Raw genomic sequence first — 21929 nt, 5'->3', positions numbered from 1 at the left:
ATGGGTCGGGGGAATAGGCTGATGCGCAATCTAGGGATGAAACGCGGGGACGCAACGCCGCGCGCATGAAAGCTTTACTCGCGCACCGTCAAGTCCGGCTTGTGCAATGCCAGAACTTCAGCCGGAACTTCGATCAGCAGCGGCACGGCGGTGTAGAGCAGCGCCACCTCCACGTCGCGTCCCGGAAACGTCGCTTCCAGTGCGGCGGCATAGGCGCCCATCTGGCGCAGCACCCCTTTCGGCACCTTGTCCAGACTTTCGGGCGGACGGCGCGCGCTTTTGTAGTCGACGACGCGGATGCGCGTCGGCTCGATCACCAGGCGGTCGATCGTACCGGCAACCACCTGCCCGCCCACGACCGCCGCCACCGGCACTTCGGCAAGGCTGTCGGGCGCGAACAGGTCTGCCCATGCAGGGTTGCCCAGCACGGCCATCGCGCTGCCCAGCATGGCCGCGCGGTCCTCGTTACCAAGGTCTGCCGCGTGGCGCTCCAACCAGGCCGAACCGGCGCTTTCGCGCGCATCGGGTACCACTTCGGGCAAACGTTCGAGCAGTTTATGCACCAGCGTACCGCGCCGGGCAGCATCGCTCCCCGCTCCCGGCGGGAACGGCGGATCGGGCGCATCGTCCTCGCCCAGCGCGGAAGGGGCGAGCGGGCGCGGCGGGCGCGGTTCGGCGGGCGGTCCGCGCTCCAACCAGACCGGCAGCGGATCGCGCAAGTCCAGCTGCGCCGCAGCGGCTTTCACCGGGGTGGAAGCCGCCAACCCGCCATGCTCGCATCGCGCGCCCCATATCGGATCGGCAACCTCGGCCCCGACGGGGAACACGTCGCGCAGACGCGCATACCAGCTTTTCGGGCTAGGCCCCTCGCGATCCTTCGGCCCCAGTGCGCCGCCCACAAACAGCGCTTCCTCGGCGCGCGTCATCGCGACGTAGAGCAGCCGCCAGTGCTCCTGCTCGTCAGCGCTGCGCGCATTTTCGATATGCGCGGCAATGCGGCCGTGCTTCTCGTCCTTCGAGAGCGGCGGCAAGGGGATCACGCGCGCCTCGTTGGCTGGATCGGGCAGGTCCATGCCCCGTTCACGCGCGTTGTCGGGATTGCTGGTGGCATCGGCAAGGATGACGATTGGCGCCTGCAGGCCTTTTGAGCCATGCACCGTCATCACCCGCACCAGACCTGCGGCATTGTCCGCCTCGCGCTTTAGCTCGCCGTCGCCGGCATCGAACCACGCAAGAAAGCCCGCAAGGCTGGGCGTATCGGTGACGACATAGGCCTTTGCGGCATTGAGCAGTTCGTCGATCGGATCGTTAGCCTCGGTGCCCAGCCGCGCGACCAGCCGGCGCCGCCCCTGCCACGGGCCGACCAGCAGCCAGTGCAGCAAATCCTGCGGTGGATTGAAATCGGCGCGCCCGAGGAGATCGACCAGCTGCGCCATGACCGCAGCCACTTCAGGCTCGCGCGAGCGGCGCAAATGCTCCCACAAAGCCGTGTATTTCGGGCGATAGGCATGGGCGAGAAGCTGCTCCTGGCTCCACCCCACCAGCGGCGACACCAGCAAACCTGCAAGGTTGAGATCGTCGAGCGGCTGCACGGCAAAACGCAGCGCCGCAACCAGATCCTTGACCGCCAACGGCGCCCCCAGTCGCAGTCGATCGACGCCTGCGACCGGCACCCCTGCCGCATGGAGCCGCGCCACGATCAGCCCGGCCAGTTCCTTGCGCTGGCGCACCAGCACCATGATATCGCCCGCCCCCGCGCGGCGGGGCGTACCTTTGACCAGCGTCAGGCCGGGCCCATGCGGATCGAGCCATTCGCGGACCTGAAGCGCGATGCGCTCGGCCATTTGCCGGTCGGGCCGCGAAAGCCAGTTCGGCGCGGTCCCGTCTTCGCCGTCATCCTCGCCGGCGCCCTCGTCCTCGCCTTCCAAAGTATCACTGACCGGCCGCCACAGCGCAACGTAACCCTTGCGGTCCTGGCCTTCATGCCGTCCGGGCGGGACATCCAGCCCGAAGTTTGCGTGACCGATGCCGCTGATCGCCTCGTCCACGAAATCCAGCACTGTCTGCGCGGTACGGAAGGAACGGTCGAGTCCAAGCTCCAGCAGATTGCGCGGCGCAAAGGTGTTGCGCAGCATCTGCGCGTTCTGCGCGGCCTCGCCCATCTCGCGCCGCACGCGGTCGGCGGCGCGGCGGAAATTCTCGGGGCTGGTGCCCTGGAATCGGAAGATCGCCTGTTTGTAATCGCCGACGACGAACAGCGTGCGCATCAGTTCGTCAGGGCGGCCGCCGCCACCCCCGCGCCCCTCATGCTGGCCAAGCCCAGCCCAGAACTCGCCCGCCATGGCGAAGATGATATCCCATTGCGCCGCATTGGTATCCTGCGCCTCGTCGACGAGGATGTGGTCAAAGCGCCGGTCCAGCTTGTAGCGGATCCAGTCCGCCTGATCGCGATTGCCCAGCAGATCGGCGGCGCGGCGGATCTGGTCGTCGAAATCGATCAGCCCCTCACGTTGCTTCGCCTCGTCCCAGGCAATCGCGAACGCCCGGCCCAGGCGCAGCGCGGGAACCAGCCGATCAGCAAGGTCCAGCAGGCCCCGTGCACTGCAGATCGCATCGATGCGCTCGACCACGCGGGCGCAGTATTCGCCATAGGCAGGGTCGATCTTGTCCTGAGACTTGCTCGCCTTAGGTTCGCCCTTCTGCGTCAGGAACACGCCGGTCAGTGCGTCCAGCCCGGCCAGTCGCTGCGCACCATCGCCAAGCAGCCATTCACTGATCGTATCGACCGCGCCCAGTCCGGTCTTGGTGCCCCACTGGTGGTTCACCTCCATGCAGCGGCGCAGCGATACGACGTCGAATGCAGCATCCGAACATTGTCCAGCAAGCCAGTCACGGTCCGCCTCGGGCGATAGCCCGACCAGCCGCAGCACGTTGGCGCGCATATCGCCCGCTTGCCAACCACCGGGTCCAAACCATGCCGAGCGCGCGGAGGCGCAGCGCAGCAGGAACCCGAGCACGGCGTCAGGCCCATGCCGCAGCGACAGCCCCTCCACCGCTCGCAGCAAAGCCGGATCGCCCAGCGGATCGTCCTGCGCATTCACCAGGAGATCCGCCAGCACCTGCCGCGCCAGCAGTTCGCGCTCGCGCTCTTCCATCGGGCGGCTGCCGGGGATAAGATCGGCTTCCTGCGGGAACGTCGCCAGCAGCCACTGCGAGAAGGCATGGATCGTGTCGATCCGAAGCCCCCCGCCCGGGCTGTCGAGTACCGAGGCGAACAGCGTGCGCGCCCGCGCCTTGCTCTCTGCGCTGGCGGTCGCGCCTATGGCAGCCAGCCGCATCCCCAGCGCGGTGTCGTCCAGCCGCACCCATTCGGCCAGAGTGCCGTTGATGCGGGCAGCCATTTCCGTCGCGCCCGCCTTGGTGAACGTGAGGCACAGAACTTGAGAAGGCTCGATATTAGGTTGCAGCAAAAGCCGCAGCACGCGCGAGGACAACACCTGCGTCTTGCCGGTCCCAGCCGACGCGGAAAGCCACACCGTTTCCTGCGGATCGACCGCAAGCATCTGGTTGCCGTGCAGCGGGTGGACGGTTGCCGCGCCGCTCATACCGCGTTTTCCCCGCCTTGCGCCGAAGTGCCCCCCAACGTCGTGATCCATTCGTCCAGCCGCATCAACTGGTCGTAATCGGCATAGCTGCCCAGCTCCGGGTTGAGCCGTGCCACGAAGGCTTCGTCGCCTAAAATCCATCGATCCAGCGCATCGTCGAGGTAGCGCATCGTCTCTGGCAGAAAGTCCTCACGCGGGATGCCCGACTTCTTGCGACCTTCCAGCACGGGTTCGAATTCATAGCCCATGCTGCCGTCCTTGGCCTTCGCCATCGACCAGTATTCAAAGGCATTCGCTTTGCCCGACACCCCCTCGAACCCGCCGGCTTCGGCGATCAGCGCAACAAGGCCGAGCTGCAATGCAAAGCCTTCCTCCACGCGCCGACCGGTCGGCGGCTGGCCGGTCTTGTAGTCCACCACGGCAAGGGAACCATCCTCGGCCCGGTCCAGACGGTCGGCGCGGCCGTGAATACGGATATCGCGGTGCTGCATGTCGCCCCATGCCTCCACCGCAAGCACTTCACGGCCATTGGCCTTGGCAGCAAGGATCTTGCGCTCGAACGTCTCCAGCGCGGCAGACAGGCGCGGCCACCACAGCACCCGCATCAGCGGATGCGCGTTCTGCTGCGTCAGCACATCTTGCGCAATGGCGTGCAGGCCGCCTTCAGGCTCACCCGCGCGGTGCCACAGTTCCATGATGAGGTGCGCGACTTCGCCCTTCCACGCCGCGCTCGGCTCGGCATCAAGACCATCGAGGCTACGCAGGGCCAGGATCGCGCTGGCGTAGAACTGGTAGGGATCGCCGCGCAGGCGGTCCAGCCCGGTCACCGAAAGATCGACTCGGCGCTGCTCCGCCGAGGGACTGGGCTGCGGGCGCGGATGCGGCGGCACGGATGCTGCATCGTCGATCAGGCGAGCCAGGCGCAGCGCCTCACTCTCAAGGTGGCGCCCCAACTGGTCGCCCAGCATTGCGCGCACCCGCAGCACGAAGCGCGAGGGGATCACCGGCCCGCCCTCGTCGCGCTGCGCCCAGCTCAGCACCACTTCGGGCGCACCTAATGCTGCCGCCAAATCGTGCGCGGCAAGGCCAATGCGGAAGTCCGCGCCCGGCACCCCGAGTGAGCGCAGCACCGCCGGCGGCAGCAACGAATCCTGTGTCGGGCTGGCCGGCCAGACCCCCTCGACAAGCCCGCCGCAGATGACCAGATCGGCCCGGCTCATCCGCGCTTCGAGCAGGCCATAGATCGAGACGCGCGGGTGCCCGCCCCAGGGCGGACGCACCGAGGCGCGGTCCATCGCATCTCGCAACACGGCGTGCAGTTCACGCGGATCGAGCAGGGTTCCCGCAGCCGCCGCGGCATCGCGCAGTTCTTCAACGAAGGCGCCCAGCGCGCGGCCGTCCGCTCCGCTCCACACCGTCTCGCCGCACAATGCCTCCGCAGCATCGGCCAGCATTCCGAGCAGCTTCTCCAGCGGCTCGGCATCGGTCAGCGCGAACAGAGGAGTGAGCAGCGTTTCCACCTCGCCCCACCAGTCTCCCAGCTTCGCCTCCTGCGCCTTGGCTGCAACCGGTGCGAGGCCGACGCCGGGGCGCGGCCCCCGCAGAGCAAGGTCCAGCCGCCGCGCACTCTCCAGCCAGCGTGGGCGGCGTTCGCCTGCGCCTGCCAGCGGATGGACCAGCAGCGCCACCAGCGGCACCGGGGCGGCCTGCTCGGCAACCACTTCCGCCACCAGTAGCATAAGGCGCCCGGCGGCGGTCTGCGGCAAGGGGCGACCGGCGGTGTCGTCGGCCGCGATGCCCCAGCGTTCCAGATGCGCGACGACGCGCGCGGCAAGGCCCCGGTCGGGCGAGATCAGGGCAACGCGGCGCTCGGGCGTTTCCAGCGCCTCACGCATCAGCACGGCGATAGCCTGCGCCTCCTCGCCGGGGTGAGTGCTTTCCATCAGCCGCACGCCGGAAAGGCGGCGATGTTCGGCGGGAAGGTCTACCCACGCCGCAGATGCGCGCGGCGGCAGGAACAGGTTGGAGATCACGCGGCGGCGCTCCGGCGGCGCCGCGGCGGGGCCGGAGCGGTGCCAGGGCTGCACTTCGTCGCGCCGCAGATCCATGCGGTTGAGCAGCAGTTTTAGGTGGTACTGCGGGTGTGTAACCGCATCGCCGCGCCCGAACGGCGGATCGTCATACTGAGCCGGATTGCCCGCAGTGCCGAGTTCGTCCCAGACCTCTGCATCAAGCGACAGGTCGAGGTCGGGCAGGACGACGCTGCCCTGCTCCATCTCGCTCACCACCCGCAGCAATTTTGCGAGAGCAGGCGATGCGCCCGTCACGCCCGCTGCCACCACGGGCCACGCAGGCGGGCTTTGCGCCCAGCGCGCGGCGGCGTGATCGAACAGGCGATTGCGGCGTTCCGGCGCGTCGATTTCTCCGCGCGCGGCGAGTTCGGCGATCCAGTGCTGCTGCACCATCAGGAAGGTGCGGGTATTGTCGGTCCAGTGCCCCGCCATCTCGCCGACGATGCCGATCACGCGGTCGGAAAGAAGGTCGATCGGGGCAATACCCTCGGCCAGCAGGCGGTCCATCGTGCGCCCGATTTCCCAAGCGCGTCGCAGCAATGCCGCGCCCTTTCCGGCGGTATCGCCTTCGACTTCGCGCAAGTAACGGGCCAGCCGCAGCCAGCGCCGCGTCGGGTCCGCAGCCGGCGGAATATCCGCCGCCCCCAGCGGATCGAGCAGGGGGCCCAGCGTCTCGTCCAGATCGAGATCGCCAACTACCACCATGCGCGGCAGCAGCAGGCCGGTGCCCGAATGGCGCACGAAAGCCTCGGTCATCGTGCGCACCGTGCGGCGGCTCGGCAGCAGCAGCGTCAGCCGCGCAAGGCCAAGCTCGCCTTGCGCGTAACGCGGCACGAGGCCGGCGACCAAGGCATCGGCAAATCCGCGATGCGCAGCAATCGAGTAGACTTTGGGGCCACCTTTACCGAGCGTCGCCTTCTCAGGCACGCGTCAGCCATTCCTCGGTGGGCTTGATGGCCGAAGGCTCACCCACCTCGCACCACAGGCCCATATGCGAAACGCCGTAGAGGCGGCCTTCCTCGATCGCGCGGCTCCACAATACATTGGTGGAGAACGCCCCTTCAGGGGCATCGCGCAGCAACCGCTTCGAAACAAGTTGGATGCCGGTGTAGATGAACGGGGCGACGCGGCTTTGCCGGCGGCGCGAAACCCGCCCCGCAGCATCGAGGTGAAAGTCACCCTCGCCCCGGTAATTCCGCGCGCGAGTATGCGGCACCACGAGCAGCAGCGCATCCATCCGCTCCGCGTCCCAGCACTGCGACAGTTCCGAAAAGACGTCAGTGGGGCCGTCGATCCAGATGTTGTCGCTGTTGAGACAGAAAAACGGATCGGGGAGCAGTGAGGCCGCGCGCACCATGCCGCCGCCCGTCTCCAACAGTTGGTCGCGCTCGTCAGACAGCGCGACCTGCGGTGCGGACTTGCGGACCTTCAGATGCCCTTCCAGCGCGTCGGCCATGTAGTGGGCATTGACTACCGCATGGGCGATGCCGGCAGCGCCAGCCTTGTCCAGCGCATGGTCGATCAGCGACTTGCCCGCCACGCGCACCAGTGGCTTGGGCTGGCTGGCGGTGAGCGGACGCATGCGCTTGCCCAGCCCGGCAGCCAGGATCATCGCCGTATCGCTGGCGAGCGGCTTTTCACTCATCGCTCGAAAGTGCCCCCGTCGGCATCGCGCAGGGCGGCCGGAATGTTCGAATCAAACCACGCCGCGAGCGGCCCAAGCGCCGGGTGCGCGAGATCGCGCTCCAGCATGGCCCAGACGCGCGGGATCAGATCGAGGTAGCGCGGCTTGCCGTCACGGCGCCACAGGCGCACGAAGATGCCGATGATCTTGATGTTACGCTGCGCGCCAAGGCGGGCGTAATCGGCCAGGAATGTATCGGCATCGGCGCCGGATTTGCGCACGTAATGGTCGAACATCTGCGCCTCCAGCTCGGGCGAGACATCGCGGCGCGCGTCCTGCAGCAGCGACACCAGATCGTATGCCGGGTGGCCCACCAGAGCGTCCTGGAAGTCGAGCAGGCCCTGCTTTTCCAGACTGCCGAGCAGCATGATATTCTCTGCGTGATAATCGCGCAGCACGGTGACGCCGCTCTGTCGCTGACGGCCGAGAAGCTCGCCCATGACCGATTCCCAGGCGGAAGCGAAACCGGCGACATCGACGTAAAGGTTCTGCGCGGTGCAGTACCAGTCGATGAACAGCCGCACTTCGCGCTGGTACTCACTCATCGAATAGTCGCGGAAAGGCCCCGGCGGCAACTGGTGCAGCCTGGTCAGCGCATCTACAGCCGCGCCGTAGATTGCAGGCTCGTCATCCGGCCACTGATCGAGGTAGTCGCGCATGCGCGCCTCGCCGAAATCCTCGATCAGAACGAGACCGCGTGCTGCGTTCTCCGCCAGGATATGCGGCGCCCGCATTCCGTTGGCGTCGAGCCAGTGCGCCGCGCGCAAGTACGGTTCCGGGTCTTCGTTCGGCGGCGGTGCGTCCATCAGCATGGCGGTTTCGCCGCTGGCCTTGCGCACGCGGAAGTAGCGCCGGAACGAGGCGTCACCAGGTAATGGCTCCACCTCGGCAGCCCCCCAACCGGCGGCGGCTAGGAAAGCGTCGACGCCCTCGGGCAGGGACGTGGCGGGCAAGGGGACAGTGTTCTGCGTCATCGTGGCATCCGCCCTAGCCAATCTGGCCCACCTTCGACAATGGCGATCCTGCCCTCTTCCGCAACTTCCAGCGTGATTGAAAGGCAGCCCGGCTCATGCGCGAAGCCGCCGGCGTGATCGGGCCACTCGGCGATGAGCGCGGCGCCGTTGCGGTAATCGTCAAGACCGATCTCCTGGGCCTCGTCCGGATGCTTTAGGCGGTAGAAGTCTGCGTGGACCAGCGGCAGCCTAACACCGGGCGGATCGTAGGGCTCGATGATGGAGAAACTGGGCGACGGCACTTCGCCTTCATGCCCCAATCCGGCGATGATCGAGCGGGCGAGCGTGGTCTTGCCCGTGCCAAGGCCGCCGGTCAGCGCGACGACATCCCCGGCGCGCAGTTCCTGGGCAATCGCACGGCCAAGGCGGTCCATCGCGGCAAGATCAGGCAGCGCGATCATGGCAGTTCGATGATCGCGCTGGTGCCCTTGCCCGGCTCGGAAGCGAGGCGCAGCGATCCGCCGTGCGCTTCCACCAACTGCCGGGCAAGCGGCAGGCCAAGGCCCTGGCGGCGGTCCACGCTTTTACCGTCGGCGCTTACTTTCATGCCATCAAGCGCGCGGGCGAGACTGCGGCTGTCGAGCCCGGCGCCCTTGTCCTGGACCACGATCCGCACAACATCCTCCCCTGCAGCCGACTTGCGCCGCGAGACATGGACGAGCACGCGGGCCCCGCGCGGCGAGGCGGCGATGGCGTTGTCGACGATATGGCCGATGGCGCGCGCCAGCCGGCGGCGGTCGGCCACCAGCGGGCGCATCAGGCCATTGGCCTGCAGGTCCAGTGTCAGCCCCGCCTTCTGCAGCCGCCCTGCCCTCTCCTCCACCACGGTGCGCACGAAGGGCATCGGGTCGATCTCCTCCAGCTTTAGCGGAAGCAGGCCCGCTTCGCTTTGCGAAAGATCGAGCAAGCTGTCGATATGCTCGCCCAGCTGCGCCGAAGCGGTGATGATCGAGACGACGTAATCCTTGCCCGCATCGCTCAGATCGCCGCCGAGGCCAGTTTCCAGCATCTCGGCAAAGCCGCCGATCGAGGTCAGCGGAGTGCGCAGTTCCTTGCTCATGTTGGCGAGGAAGCGGGTCTTGATCGCATCCGCCTCTATCAGTGCGGCGTTGCTTTCGCGCAGGGCGTCTTCGGCCTTTTGCGAATCGGTGATGTCCAGCACCGCCAGCAGGCCATTGCCATCAGGCAGCGGCACCCCGGCAAATTCCAGCATTCGTCCGTCCGCCAGCGCGATGCGCCCGCCGGTCTGGTTGCGGTCGAGCGTAGCGGCGCGCACGACGTTGCCGACCGTTTCCGCCTCGACCGGCCGTTTCAGGCGCGAGGCGATCTTGCGAAGCAGCGCTTCGATATGGGGGTGGGTGTCGAGGAACTCGTTCTCCAGCCCCCAGTCGGCGGCGAAGCGGCGGTTCCAGATCTGCATCCGGCCATCGGGCGCAAACACCGCGATCGATTCGAACAGGCTGTCGAACGTGGCGGTACGGGTTCGCAGCAGGGTATCGCGCATGGCGGAAAGTCGCAGCTGTTCGGTGCGATCCTCGACAATGAGCAGCAACCCGCCATCGGGGACAGGCTGGGCGACAATGCGCAAATGCGTGCCGTCCGCCAGCGCCCATGGCTCCTCCTGCGTGCTGCCGGCGGAGAACCATGCTGCCTTCTCGCGCCGCCACGCCGGAAAATCGCGCACCTCAGGCACGCGCCCGGCATCGCGCGCGGCATCGAGCAGGCGTTCGAACGCAGGCGGATCGACGAGGATGCGGCCATCCAGCTTGAACAGGCGCTGGAACGGCTGGTTGGCGAACGTCAGGCGGCGCTTGGCGTCGAACTGAGCAACACCGGCGGAGAGCTGGTCGAGCAATGCGCGCTGCGCCTCGCGGAAGGCGCGGAACGAGCGGGACATTTCCTCAAGGTCTTCGATGTCGACGGCATATCCTGCCACCCCATCATCACCCAGCGGCAGGTCACTAACGCGTAAGGCGCGGCGCTGGCCGTCGATGGTGGTGGAGACGATACGCTCGATCGGGATGCCCTTTTCCATCGCCTGACGCGCGACGTGTCCGGGGGCGATGCCGTCCACCGCCTCGATCAATTCAGTGCCCTTGGCGACCACCGCATCGGCGCTCTCAGCCCCCACGGCCGCGACATAGGCATGGTTGACCAGCTGCAGTTCGCCGTCCGGGCGGCGGAACCACATCGGCATCGGCGCGGCCTCGATCAGCGAGACGAGCGCGTGGAAATCGCCGCGCGCGCGGGCCGCTTCATCGCGCAGGCGGGTGAGTTCGGTCTCGCTGTCGCTGAAGTCGAAGACCCAGACCATCGCCGCGCCGCCGGGGGATACCTGCGGGTCGGCAAGGTGCCCGCGCAGGGCCAAGCTGCGGCTCGATCCGTGGGGCGTCGCCACCATGCGGAACGGTGCGGCAGTCTTCTGGCAACGGCGCACCGCTTCGGTCAGTTCGGCCAGCTTGTCGGCAGGCAGGCCCTTCCCGTTTCCATCGAGTTCGGAAAGATATTGCGGCACCCCGTCCAGCCCCAGCCACTGACCAAGGCGCGGGCTGGCCTCGATCCGGCCATCGGTGCGCACCAGCAGAGGCAGCGCCGGAGATTCCTCGACCATGCGGCCAAGACGGCGGGCGGAACGAAGTTGATGTTCGGCGCGGTTCTGCCGGGCGCGGGCGGCCAGCACGGCCCAGGCGGCAGCCATGGTCCAAGCGCCGAGCAGCAGGCCAATCAGAACGGGCAGGAAGCGGGAGAATTCCATTGCGCTAGGCTATGATGCGCCCCGCCGGTGCTGACAATGGGGAATGGCGCGATTCCGGTAGATACGCGCGCCGGACGGGCGCATGAAATCGTCCGCCGGCGAAAACGGGATTACGCCTGAAGCGATCACGCAGCCGAAAAAGAACATCGGGCCGGGGCCGGGGACCACAATGAGCAGGTTCGACTTCGACAGGGCGCTTGAGGTGGATGCATACCGCCGAAAACCGCGACCCAGCCCACGAGGACTGCCCGATACACCTCAGCGCCCTTACACCTCGGGAGCAATGAGTGGGTTGAAATTATAACCAATATGGTTCATGACGTTAGAATGCTGCCAGCGTCCCACCCGCCCCGCTCGGGCTGAGCCTGTCGAAACATCCGAAACCGTGCGCGGCTTTCAGCCGTGCGGTTCGTCCGTCCCGGTGCCAATTGCTGCTAAGATATGAGCCTGCGCCGCCGTCGCCTCGGCGATCAGGGTGCGCAAGGCCGCTGCGGTGTCGCCCAGCAACCGCGCGCTGACCGGCAGTTCGCCGTTGATGAAACGCCGCAGCGCCCGCTCGTCGATACCCAGGCGCCGCGAGGATGCGGTAACGCCGCCAAATACCTGAATACAATGGGCAAAGTGGTCACGCAGATCCTCGGCGGGGACTGATGCGGTCATTGTTCTTCCATTCCTTTAGGCGGCAACATGCAGCTCCGGGCATTCGGCAAGGCTGGCGCGCCCGTCAACCCCCGAAAGCTTGCTGCCGCCGCGCCACGACAAAAGGGCGCATCCTTGCGGACGCGCCCCTCTGTGGATCGGATCGAAAATCGATCAGTAACGGTAGTGGTCCGGCTTGAACGGGCCGGCCTCGGGCACGCCGATGTAATCGGCCTGCTTCTTGGACAGCACGGTCAGCTTGACGCCCAGCTTTTCGAGGTGGAGCGCGGCGACCTTTTCGTCGAGGTGCTTGGGCAGCACGTAGACGCGGTTTTCGTACTCGGCGCTCTTGGTGAACAACTCGATCTGCGCCAGCGTCTGGTTGGTGAAGCTGGCGGACATCACGAAGCTGGGGTGGCCGGTGGCGCAGCCAAGGTTAACAAGCCGGCCCTTTGCGAGGATGATGATCTGCTTGCCGTCCGGGAACGTGACGAGATCGGTGCCCGGCTTCACTTCCTTCCACTCGTAATTGTCGAGCGCCGAGATCTGGATCTCGCTGTCGAAGTGGCCGATGTTGGACACGATCGCCTTGTCCTTCATCGCGGCCATGTGCTCGCCGGTGATGACGGCTTCGTTGCCGGTCGCGGTCACAAAGATGTCGGCGCGCGTAACGGCGTCTTCCATGGTGACCACCTCGTAGCCTTCCATCGCCGCCTGCAGTGCGCAGATCGGATCGACTTCGGTGACGAGAACGCGGGCGCCGCCGTTACGCAAGCTGGCGGCCGAACCCTTGCCGACATCGCCGAAGCCGGCGACGCAGGCGACCTTGCCGGCCAGCATAACGTCGGTGGCGCGGCGGATCGCGTCGACCAGCGATTCACGGCAACCGTAGAGGTTGTCGAACTTCGACTTGGTGACGCTGTCGTTCACGTTGATCGCGGGGAACGGCAGCTTGCCTTCCTTGGCGAGGTGGTAAAGGCGGTGAACGCCGGTGGTGGTCTCTTCCGAAACGCCCATGATCGCCTTGACCGAAGCGGTCAGGTAGCCCGGACGCGCCTTGAGGAAAGCGTTCAGCGCGCGCACGAACTCGATTTCCTCGGCGTTCGAAGGCTCGAACAGAGTCTCGCCAGCTTCGACGCGCGCGCCCCAGAGCGCGAACATGGTGGCGTCGCCGCCGTCGTCGAGGATCAGGTTGGCGGTGAGTTCCGGGTTTTCATCGGTCGCCCAGTCGAATATCTTGCCGACGTAGTCCCAGTAATCGGACAGGCTCTCACCCTTGATCGCATAGACCGGGATACCGGCAGCGGCGATGGCGGCTGCGGCGTGGTCCTGCGTCGAGAAGATGTTGCAGGTGGCCCAGCGCACTTCGGCGCCGAGCGCGACGAGCGTCTCGATCAGCACGGCGGTCTGGATCGTCATGTGCAGCGAACCGGTAATGCGCGCGCCCTTGAGCGGCTTGCTGTCGCCGAATTCGGCGCGCAGGGCCATCAGGCCCGGCATCTCGGTTTCGGCGATGTCGATTTCGGTGCGGCCGAAGTCGGCAAGCGACAGGTCGGCGATCACGTAGTCTTGAATGGCGGTCGAGGCAGTGGCCAAGGGAAAGCTCCTGGGGTTTGTCACGTCGGCGCTACGCACGGGACGAACCCCGAGCGCAGCTCCGACAATGACGCATCCCTATCGTTTCCACCCGGCGGTGGCAAATATAAAGATATCTTTATATGATTGCCGCGCCGCATCCTTACCGTGCGTCGCACCGTTTCACCGAACTGGCGGCACAGATTGTCGGTTAGTGGGCACGGACTGGAATTTCCCATCGGCCAGCCGTTGTCGAAGCACCGTGCCGCCCTATATCTCCCGCGACGCAAGTGCGCCTGAACGAAAGGACGAATTCATGACCATCGCCGTTGGAGACAAACTGCCCGACGTCAAGTTCATCAAGGTCGGCGAAGGCGGTCCCGAACCGGTCCAGAGCGCGGACTTCTTCGCTGGCCGCAAGGTTGCGCTGTTCTCGGTTCCCGGCGCCTTCACGCCGACCTGCTCGGCCAAGCACCTTCCCGGTTTTGTCGACAAGGCCGCAGACCTCAAGGCCAAGGGCATCGACGAGATCGCCTGCACCGCCGTCAACGATGCGTTCGTGATGGGCGCCTGGGGCAAGGCTTCGGGCTCGTCCGACGTGACCATGCTGGCAGACGGCAATGCCGACTTTGCCAAGGCCGTGGACCTGGTGATGGACGGTTCGGGCTTCGGCATGGGCACGCGCGGCCAGCGCTTCTCGATGGTCGTCAATGACGGTGTCGTCGAGCAGATCAACGTCGAGGCTCCCGGCACGTTCGAGGTTTCCTCGGCGGACCACATGCTCGGCCAGCTCTGATCCTCAGAACCGGCTGATCGCACGAGGGCGGCCTTTCCATCGGGAATGGCCGCCCTTTTTGCATGGTACGCAGCCATCGGCAGGGCGTTGGAAGGCCCGCCCGCCTTGTCGCCCACCTGTACCCGGGTTAGCACGATTGAACAGGCTCACTTCGGGAAACAGCATATGTCACGTTCGGTTATCGTCACCGGTGGTTTCGGCGTTCTGGGCGAGGCGGTGGCGCAAGCCTTCGCCCAAGGCGGCGACAAGGTGGCACGGATCGACTTCGCACCCGAAGCCAGAAACGCCCTGCCCGGCGCGCTCGACATCGGCGGGATTGACCTTACCGATGCCGCTTCGACCGGAGCGGCACTGGCCAAAGTCACGGCGGTGCATGGCGGGATCGACGTTCTGGTCAATGTCGCCGGAGGCTTTACCTGGGAAACGCTGGAAGGCGGCTCGATCGAGGCCTGGGCGCGGATGCAGTCGATGAACCTGCTGACGGCGGCCACGATTACCCAGCTTGCCCTGCCCGCGCTCAAGGCCTCTGCGGCGGGGCGCATCGTCAACATCGGCGCCGGCGCCGCTAACCGGGCGGGTGCCGGAATGGGCGCCTATGCGGCGTCGAAATCGGGAGTCCACCGCTTGACCGAGGCACTGGCCGAGGAACTGTCGGGAACCAACGTAACGGTCAATGCGGTCCTGCCCAGCACGATCGACACCCCGGTCAACCGGGCCGACATGCCCGATGCGGATTTCTCGACGTGGGTACAGCCTGCCGCCATTGCCGATGTCATCGGCTTTCTCGCTTCAGACGGTGCGCGCGCGATCAGCGGCGCCCTGATCCCGGTTACACGCGGCGGCTGATTTTCAGCGCCGCCGGGGCACGTAGACGACAATCCCGTCCCGCGTCCAGATACAGCGCCACGCGCGGCTATCGGCCAGTTCTCCGGCGAGCGGCGCGTTGTGCTTCGCATCGAGCACGAATGCCGCCGGTTGCCATTTGTGTACGACGTCAACCAGCGGAACGATGCCGTTCTCGATCCCGCCGTTGTACTGCCACTCCTTGCGGGAATAGCGGTAATAGCGCCCGTCATAGGCGACATGCCAAGCCGGATAGCCGGCATCGATGATCGCGCCGCCGAAGGGGAAATCTCCGTAGACAGTGCCCCGCACGCCTTCCTTGCGCAGCCGTTCCACGGCAGCCAGCGGCAGGGTCGCGGCGAAACGCGTAGGTGCCAGCAGCGGCGCGAACAGGGTGACAAGGAGGATCGGGCCTACCACCCTTGCGGTACCCCAGCCGCTACCGGTGCCTGAACCGATGCTGCGTCCGTCATCAGGGCCGGGGCCGGCGCGCGCGATGACCGGGACCATCGCCACGGCCCAGAACAGCACGAAGCGATAGGCTGTGATCGTCATTAACAGCAGGCCGATCGCCGTCGCCAGTTCGCCGGCATCGATCCGCCGACGATTGCCCATGACCAGCCGCGCGGCCAGCAAGATCGTCACCAGCACCGGCACCGCATTCAAACGATTGCCGGAAATCCAGAGGGGCAGCCACTCGCTGGCGCCGATGGCGATGCTCGCTTCGGCATTCGCAGCGGAAGTGTGGACGATCGAAATGCCGTCAGGCGTCGCGAAAACCGCCGCCGCGCCGATCAGTGCCAGAACGCTCGTAGCTACCGGCAAGGTGCGGCTACGGTCGCCCAGCCAAGCAATCCAGCCCGGCAAGGACGCCAGCCCCATCGCGATGACGCCCACGCTGACCGAGGGGTGCAGGTTCTGCCACGCCACCAGTAGCGGAGTGCCCAGCGCAATGGTCAGCATGGGGCGCAGGCCTAGCCGCTGAAGGGCCAGAAGCAGCCCGAAGCAAAGACATGCAAAGCTCTGCGGGCGGATGCTCGCGGTCGGCAGCGCGGCGATGAAGGTCAGGACCAGCGCCAGCATGATCGCGGGCATCGCCGCGCCGCGCAAGCGGCAGGCGGCGGCCACGGCCCAGAAGCCGCCAAGCCAGCACACCGCATCCACCACCCGCAGCAGGTCCCAGCCGCCCACCCGCCGCGCCAGCGCCATCAGCGCCTGCCCCGCCCAAGCCACCGACGACATCGGATCGCCCAAGTGCAGCGCCGAGAAAGGCTCGTGCGAGATCGGCCCTGGGTGGTCGAGGATCAATTCGCCCAGCTTGAGCTGCCAGAAGATATCGACGTCCCACACGGCGCGCAGCAGAAGCACGAGCAGCATGGCAGCCGGGACCAACGCCAGCAGTATGCCCGCCGCGTTGACCTTCCTTTCTTGTGTGCTGCGAATATGGTCGATCATCTGCCTGTACGCCCCGGAAACATGCGTCTCTTGCCGCAGCCGCCTGCGCGTTCAAGCCCTCATGTTGAGCAATTGGGAAACGATGCCGGGTCAGTCCGTCTTCCAGCTCCCGGTGAGGACCTAACGCGCAGCCCGCCATGCAGCGTAGCCGGCGATGAGTTCGGGATATTCGTGCAGGTGCGGGAAGCGATCATAACGGCGCTCCACCTCGGTATGGAGCCAAGAGAGTTTTTCGGCTGCCTGCATTTCCACGTAAGGTAAAAACGCTCGCGGGTCGTCGAGCAGCGTTGCGCGCACATTGATGAACCCCATGGACGGGTCGACTTTTGTGAAGACCCAGGACTTGCACCAGGGGCAATGGTGGTGGTGCGCCTCGTCGCCATGAATACCGCCTACCTCGGGCTTCCCCGAAACCAGCTCGAACCCCTCGGTGGGAACGGAAATCGTCGTCGAGAAAGCGCTAGCGGTCATCCGCTTGCAGCCCGAGCAGTGGCACAGGCTTTCGATCAGGGGCGGCGCCGTCAACTGAAAGCGCACTTGCCCACAGCGGCAGCCACCTTCCAGAACATGCGCCTGTCCCATCACGTCCTCTTTCGCAGATCAGTACCCCATCAGGCTGAGCACTTCCTTGCGAGAACGCTCGTCCTCAAGGAAGGTGCCCATCATCCGGCTGGTGATCATGCTGACACCCGGCGTACGCACGCCGCGCGCGGTCATGCAGGCGTGGTTCGCCTCGATCACCACTGCCACGCCCTGGGGTTTTAGGTGCTGCCAGATGCACTGCGCGACTTCGGCTGTCAGGCGTTCCTGGATTTGTAACCGGCGCGCAAAGCCGTGCAGCACACGTGCCAGCTTTGAGATGCCCACCACATGGTCGCGCGGCAGATAGGCGATCGCCGCCTTGCCGATGATCGGCGCCATGTGATGCTCGCAGTGCGACTGGAACGGAATGTCCTTGAGCAGCACAACTTCATCGTAGCCGCCCACTTCCTCGAAAATGCGGGAAAGGTGAACCGCCGGGTCTTCCTGGTAGCCTTGGCAATATTCGAGCCATGCCCGCGCGACGCGCTTGGGTGTGTCGACCAGACCCTCGCGCGTCGGGTCGTCGCCTGCCCACTCGATCAGGGTGCGGATGGCGTCCTGCACATGTCCAGGGACTGCGGGCTTGCCCAAAGGTCCGTCCTGCAGATCATCCTCGTCGTGACCGACCAGACTGCTCATCCCTCTTGTTCCTTTTCAACCTGTTCATCAGGCGCATACGCATCAACCGTCCGTTGCGCCGGAACAACCCACGTCGCTCGATAGGCTCGAACATTTCGCCAGGGCGTTCCGGATCGAGCACCCCGCTCTTGCCGATTGCTCTTTCAGCTTCCGACAACTGTTTCAAGGGCAAGGGTTCGAGATATTTGCCAGTGCGCGGTGTCGCCCGGTTGAGGGCATCGACCATCGCCGCCATCGAACCGTGCCGCGCGATCCCCGCCGTCACTTCGGCTTCGGCGATACCGCAGTGCTCGGACAGCAAGCGGATCCGCAGCCCCGTGATCGTATCGCCCACATGAACATTAGCCGGACGCGCGGCATCGATGAAGACGTCGCATTCGCTGTCCAGCCCCATTGAACGGTTGTTCATGTTGGCCGAACCGACGCGCAGGATCTCGTCATCGACAATCGTCAGCTTGGCATGGACATAGATCGGCGTACCGTCTGAGGCGGAAGGGGTGAAGATGCGGAAACGACCGGCATGGTCCCCGTTCTGAAGCGTCTCGACCAGTTCGACGCGGGCAGTGTCCATTGCCTGCTGCTCCAGCCAGCCGTCGGCGGTGACAGGATTGACGATGAAGAACTCGGGCGGTTCGTCTTCCAGCAATCGCTCGCAGATAGCCTCGGCGATGGCGCGCGAGGCGAAATACTGCGTCTCGGCATAGATGAAGCGTTTGGCGCGCCGGATCTGCTCGACGAACAGCTGCTCGATCTCGCTGACCTGCGGGCAATCACCATATTCCGCGCGGGTGCGGGCAATGCCGACCTCGACATTCTCGAATTCGGGACGCAGGCTGGCAGGCCAGGGCGATTGCTCCTGCGGGCGGCAAGGAGCAAGCTCGCCCCCGCCCGCAACCTTCCAGCGCTCGCGTCCGAGCTCGCCCAGCGCAGCGGCCACTTCGCCTTCCAGCAGCATGGTGACGTCGTGCCAGGGGCCATAGAGGCGCCCGGTCGGCCGGCGGCGGCGCGGGTCCTTGGGGATATGGTCGGGCGTATCCCAGCGGTCCGAGGTCATATCAATGCCGCCACAAGCCGCGACGACATCGTCGACCACGACGATCTTTTGGTGATGGCTGCAACCGATGGGGTGTGCTGAATCAAACTTGAAGTCGATACTAGGATGCTTCGCCCAGCGCGCCAGGTCGAACAGCATGGTGCCGCGGAACATGTATTTCACGATTGCGAAGTTCCATTTAAGCAGAAGGATCTCCAACCCCGGCCTGCGGTTCACCAACCACAGCATGAAGGAACCAAGCCGCGCAGGAAATTTCCGATGCCGGCCGCGGTGCCACCAGCGCCTGCCGGATGTCAGCAGGATCCGCGAATCGAAGTCCCAGCCGACCATGAAGATGCGCTGCTGCGCCTCGTCCATGACTTCGCGGATCACTTCGAAATAGTCGGCCGCGTCGATGACCACATGCGCCCGCCGTGCAATGACATAACGCCACACAGACGGCGAAACCGCTTCATCATACTGCGTCTTCACGGCATCATTCTCACCTGGCAAGGCACCCCCAAGGGTGCCCTCCGCCGCAATCTCATCCATCGACAGCCTTGTTGGAACGTCCGCCACCCGGCCTCAAGCCGCCAGCCCTCTGAATGTTCCCTTTGACACACATAAGATGCTCAACTGCATCGCCGACCCGGCACGCTGTGACCGATCCCCACAGGTGATTCCCCTCCGACGAGAGATCAAGAAGCGTCGGAATTGGCAGAAAACCGCGCATTTTTCGCAAAACAAAGGCCGTTCATCGCGCCTACAGGGCGATTCGCCCTTGTTCTTGCAACCGTTCACCCCGCTGCGCATTCGGCTCCCTATAGTCTTTCACCGCCCCATCTGCCGACCCGCGATACCATTGCGACGGCAGGGCCGGCGATGCCGGAGGGGTCTGTGTCCGGGTACCTCAAGAGGTCCCGGACTGCCTTTCACGCCCCTGACAGGGGGTCTGTCCCGGGGCCGCCCTCCCACGGCCCCGTCAAGAAGGAGTACGCCATGAAGAAAACCATCATCGCCGCAGCGATTGCCGCCGTAAGCCTGGCTCCCGTCGCCGCATTGGCCCAGGCCGCACCTGCGCCGGCGGCGGCAGCCTCAGCTGCCCCAACCGTAGGCGCGAAGGTCTTCGACGCCGAGGGCGGCGAAGTCGGAACCGTGGAATCCGTTCAAGGCGACGTCGTGACCGTTTCAACAGGCACCGCACGCGCCGGCCTGCCTACCAGCGCCTTCGTAACCCGCGAAAAGGGTCTGACGATCGGCATGAACAAGGCGCAGCTCGAAGCTGCCGTCAACGGTGCCAAGGCTGAAAACACGGCAGCAAAGGACGCCGCCATCGTTGCCGATGCGCCGATCAAGAGCAGCGACGGTGTCGTCATCGGCACCGTCTCCAAGGTTGAGGGTGACAACGTCACCGTCGCGCTCAGCAACGGTTCGGCTGCCGCGCTCAAGAAGTCTTATATCGGCATCGGCACCGACGGTTCGCTGGCGCTTGGCATGACTGCCGCGGACTTCGCCAAGGCCACCCAGGCAGCCGGTTCGGCTCAGGCCAGCACGGACGCAGGCGCGGCTGCAAGCGGCACCGCTGCCGCCAGCGACACTACCGGCCAGTAAGCGAGGTTAGTTTTTCCTTGCGCCTGCGGGCGCGATGAAATGGGGCCGGGACGCGATGCGAAGTCGCTTCCCGGCCCTTTATCGTATCGTATTCCGGCAGGCGCGAACTCGCTGAAGTCACTCGCGGGCCAGGGATTCGGCCTTGCAATACCCCGCTCGACTGCCCCAATGGGACCGCAAGCCCTTCCTAAGACGCGCAAAGCAGCGTCGCCTGAACAGCGAGCGGACCAATCTTGACTCTTCTGGAACGCACCCGAGCTTTCTTCCTCGCCGTCCCCGGCATTGACGGATCGCTTGATCTTGCGCGTCGCCGTGCGGCGACAGGCATCGGTGCGGTGCTGCTGGGCCTTGTTGCCATTGCCTTCGCCTGGGCAGGCGACAGCGCACAGAAGATCTTCCTCCAATTCGTCCACGTCCACCCTTACGCGCCGTTGGTGCTAACCCCGCTGGTATTCGGCGCGGTAGTGCTGATCACCCAGCGATGGTGCCCCGCCGCGCGCGGTTCGGGCATTCCGCAGGTAATGGCGGCCGGACAGGACCTCGACCTGGCACGCACGCCGATGCTGTCGATGCGCACCGCCATCGCCAAGCTGCTGCTGACGGTGACGATGCTGCTGGGCGGCGGCTCGGTCGGCCGCGAAGGGCCCACGGTTCAGGTCAGCGCCGCAATCATGGTCGCGCTGCACCGGATATTCCGTGTGCCCGTCACTTCGGGCGTGCTCATTGCCGGCGGCGCGGCCGGCGTTGCCGCCGCCTTCAACACACCGCTGGCGGGCGTCGCCTTCGCAATCGAGGAACTGGCCGCTGCGTTCGAACAGCGGGTTGCAGTGCTGGTCATGGCCGCCGTGGTCGTCTCGGGTCTCGTCAGCCTGAGCATCGCGGGCGATTACGTCTACTTCGGCGCGATGCACCAGACCCTAGTGATTGGGTCGGTCGTAGTGGTCGCCCCGATTGCGGGAATTTTCGGCGGTGTTCTGGGCGGCATGTTTTCGCGAACTCTCCTCGGTTTTGCGCGCAGTACCCACCCCTGGTTCCTTGCCGTCCGCAGCCGCCCGGTAACAGCGGCAGTCCTATGCGGACTGATCGTCGCTGTCGTTGGCATCCTCAGCGGCGGCTCGACATGGGGCACCGGCTACGAAACCACCCGCGCCATGATCGAGGGGCAGGAAGGCGTCTCAGCCTGGTTCGGCCCCGCCAAGTTCCTCGCCACTGCCGCTACGGCGGTCTCAGGCGCTCCTGGAGGCATCTTCGCACCCTCGCTCTCTGTCGGTGCCGGATTCGGGCAACTGCTGTCCTATGTCTTCCCCGACGATCCCATGCCCGCAGTGGTGCTGTTGGGTATGACCGGATATTTCGTGGGCGTAACGCGCGCACCGCTCACCGCCGTGATCATCCTGATGGAAACGACCGCAAGCCGGGGCATGATCGTGCCGCTGTTCCTCACCGCGATCATCGCCGATGCCGTCAGCACGCTGGTCTGCCGGGAAAAGCTGTACCACGGCCTGTCGCGCGGTTTCACCGCGAAGCCCGTCGCCCCGCCATCGACCAGCTGAGGCGGGGGCAACAGCACCCGCAAGGCGGCGACCCAAACTTGGAGCAGAAACAAAAAACCCCGCCAGTGGCGGGG

General features: G+C 65.6%; 16 protein-coding genes. 4 read left to right on the top strand and 12 right to left on the bottom strand.

Features of this window, described 5'->3' with window-relative positions; translation table 11 throughout:
* Positions 1–74 precede the first annotated feature (74 nt).
* The 8 genes from addA to ahcY all read right to left on the bottom strand — a co-directional run bounded on the left by addA (position 75) and on the right by ahcY (position 13364).
* Positions 75–3605 carry a double-strand break repair helicase AddA gene (addA, locus tag V474_RS01870; RefSeq protein WP_059149853.1) on the bottom strand — a complete coding sequence of 1177 codons (3531 nt, stop codon included), beginning with the start codon at positions 3603–3605 and terminating at the stop codon, positions 75–77.
* On the bottom strand, positions 3602–6604 hold the full coding sequence (gene addB / locus V474_RS01865) for a double-strand break repair protein AddB (protein WP_059149852.1): 3003 nt from the start codon (positions 6602–6604) through the stop codon (positions 3602–3604). Before addB ends, addA begins: the two co-directional genes overlap by 4 nt.
* Entirely contained in the window at positions 6597–7322 is a 726-nt protein-coding gene (locus V474_RS01860; protein ID WP_059149851.1) for a nucleotidyltransferase family protein, read from the bottom strand. Before V474_RS01860 ends, addB begins: the two co-directional genes overlap by 8 nt.
* A complete protein-coding gene (locus tag V474_RS01855; protein ID WP_059149850.1) occupies positions 7319–8335 on the bottom strand; it encodes an aminoglycoside phosphotransferase family protein in 1017 nt (338 codons plus the stop codon). Before V474_RS01855 ends, V474_RS01860 begins: the two co-directional genes overlap by 4 nt.
* Positions 8332–8775, bottom strand: a complete 444-nt coding sequence (tsaE, locus tag V474_RS01850) for a tRNA (adenosine(37)-N6)-threonylcarbamoyltransferase complex ATPase subunit type 1 TsaE (protein ID WP_059149849.1) — start codon at positions 8773–8775, stop codon at positions 8332–8334. Before tsaE ends, V474_RS01855 begins: the two co-directional genes overlap by 4 nt.
* Positions 8772–11129: a sensor histidine kinase gene (locus tag V474_RS01845; protein ID WP_059149848.1), complete on the bottom strand. Its 2358-nt coding sequence runs from the start codon at positions 11127–11129 to the stop codon at positions 8772–8774. The genes tsaE and V474_RS01845 overlap by 4 nt, the downstream gene beginning before the upstream one ends.
* 396 nt (positions 11130–11525) lie before the next feature.
* A complete protein-coding gene (locus V474_RS01840) occupies positions 11526–11789 on the bottom strand; it encodes a hypothetical protein (RefSeq protein ID WP_059149847.1) in 264 nt (87 codons plus the stop codon).
* Between the two features lie 153 nt (positions 11790–11942).
* A complete protein-coding gene (gene ahcY / locus V474_RS01835; protein ID WP_059149846.1) occupies positions 11943–13364 on the bottom strand; it encodes an adenosylhomocysteinase in 1422 nt (473 codons plus the stop codon).
* Positions 13365–13659: 295 nt separating this feature from the next.
* Here ahcY and V474_RS01830 point away from each other — a divergent pair, with 295 nt between their 5' ends.
* Positions 13660–14139 carry a peroxiredoxin gene (locus V474_RS01830; RefSeq protein ID WP_059150730.1) on the top strand — a complete coding sequence of 160 codons (480 nt, stop codon included), beginning with the start codon at positions 13660–13662 and terminating at the stop codon, positions 14137–14139.
* A gap of 165 nt (positions 14140–14304) precedes the next feature.
* Positions 14305–14985, top strand: a complete 681-nt coding sequence (locus V474_RS01825) for an SDR family NAD(P)-dependent oxidoreductase (RefSeq protein ID WP_059149845.1) — start codon at positions 14305–14307, stop codon at positions 14983–14985.
* Between the two features lie 3 nt (positions 14986–14988).
* On the opposite strand, the gene V474_RS01820 is transcribed toward V474_RS01825, so the two are convergent.
* From V474_RS01820 to V474_RS01805, 4 genes are all read right to left on the bottom strand, one after another.
* Positions 14989–16437 (bottom strand): hypothetical protein, encoded by a 1449-nt coding sequence (locus tag V474_RS01820; protein WP_059149844.1) that lies wholly within the window; start codon positions 16435–16437, stop codon positions 14989–14991.
* Positions 16438–16557: 120 nt separating this feature from the next.
* Positions 16558–17019, bottom strand: coding sequence for a GFA family protein (locus tag V474_RS01815; RefSeq protein ID WP_082699557.1), 462 nt, complete (start codon positions 17017–17019; stop codon positions 16558–16560).
* 18 nt (positions 17020–17037) lie between these two features.
* Positions 17038–17658, bottom strand: a complete 621-nt coding sequence (gene folE / locus V474_RS01810; protein WP_059149843.1) for a GTP cyclohydrolase I FolE — start codon at positions 17656–17658, stop codon at positions 17038–17040.
* On the bottom strand, positions 17627–19243 hold the full coding sequence (locus V474_RS01805) for a phospholipase D-like domain-containing protein (RefSeq protein WP_082699556.1): 1617 nt from the start codon (positions 19241–19243) through the stop codon (positions 17627–17629). Before V474_RS01805 ends, folE begins: the two co-directional genes overlap by 32 nt.
* A gap of 447 nt (positions 19244–19690) precedes the next feature.
* On the opposite strand from V474_RS01805, the gene V474_RS01800 reads away from it, so the two are divergent.
* Entirely contained in the window at positions 19691–20302 is a 612-nt protein-coding gene (locus V474_RS01800; protein ID WP_059149842.1) for a hypothetical protein, read from the top strand.
* Between the two features lie 233 nt (positions 20303–20535).
* Positions 20536–21855, top strand: coding sequence for a chloride channel protein (locus tag V474_RS01795; RefSeq protein ID WP_059149841.1), 1320 nt, complete (start codon positions 20536–20538; stop codon positions 21853–21855).
* Positions 21856–21929 lie beyond the last annotated feature (74 nt).

This window comes from Novosphingobium barchaimii LL02 (genome assembly GCF_001046635.1).
Classification (GTDB): domain Bacteria; phylum Pseudomonadota; class Alphaproteobacteria; order Sphingomonadales; family Sphingomonadaceae; genus Novosphingobium; species Novosphingobium barchaimii.
Note: the sequence above shows the minus strand (reverse complement) of the source record. Positions and strands in the feature narration are given on the sequence as shown.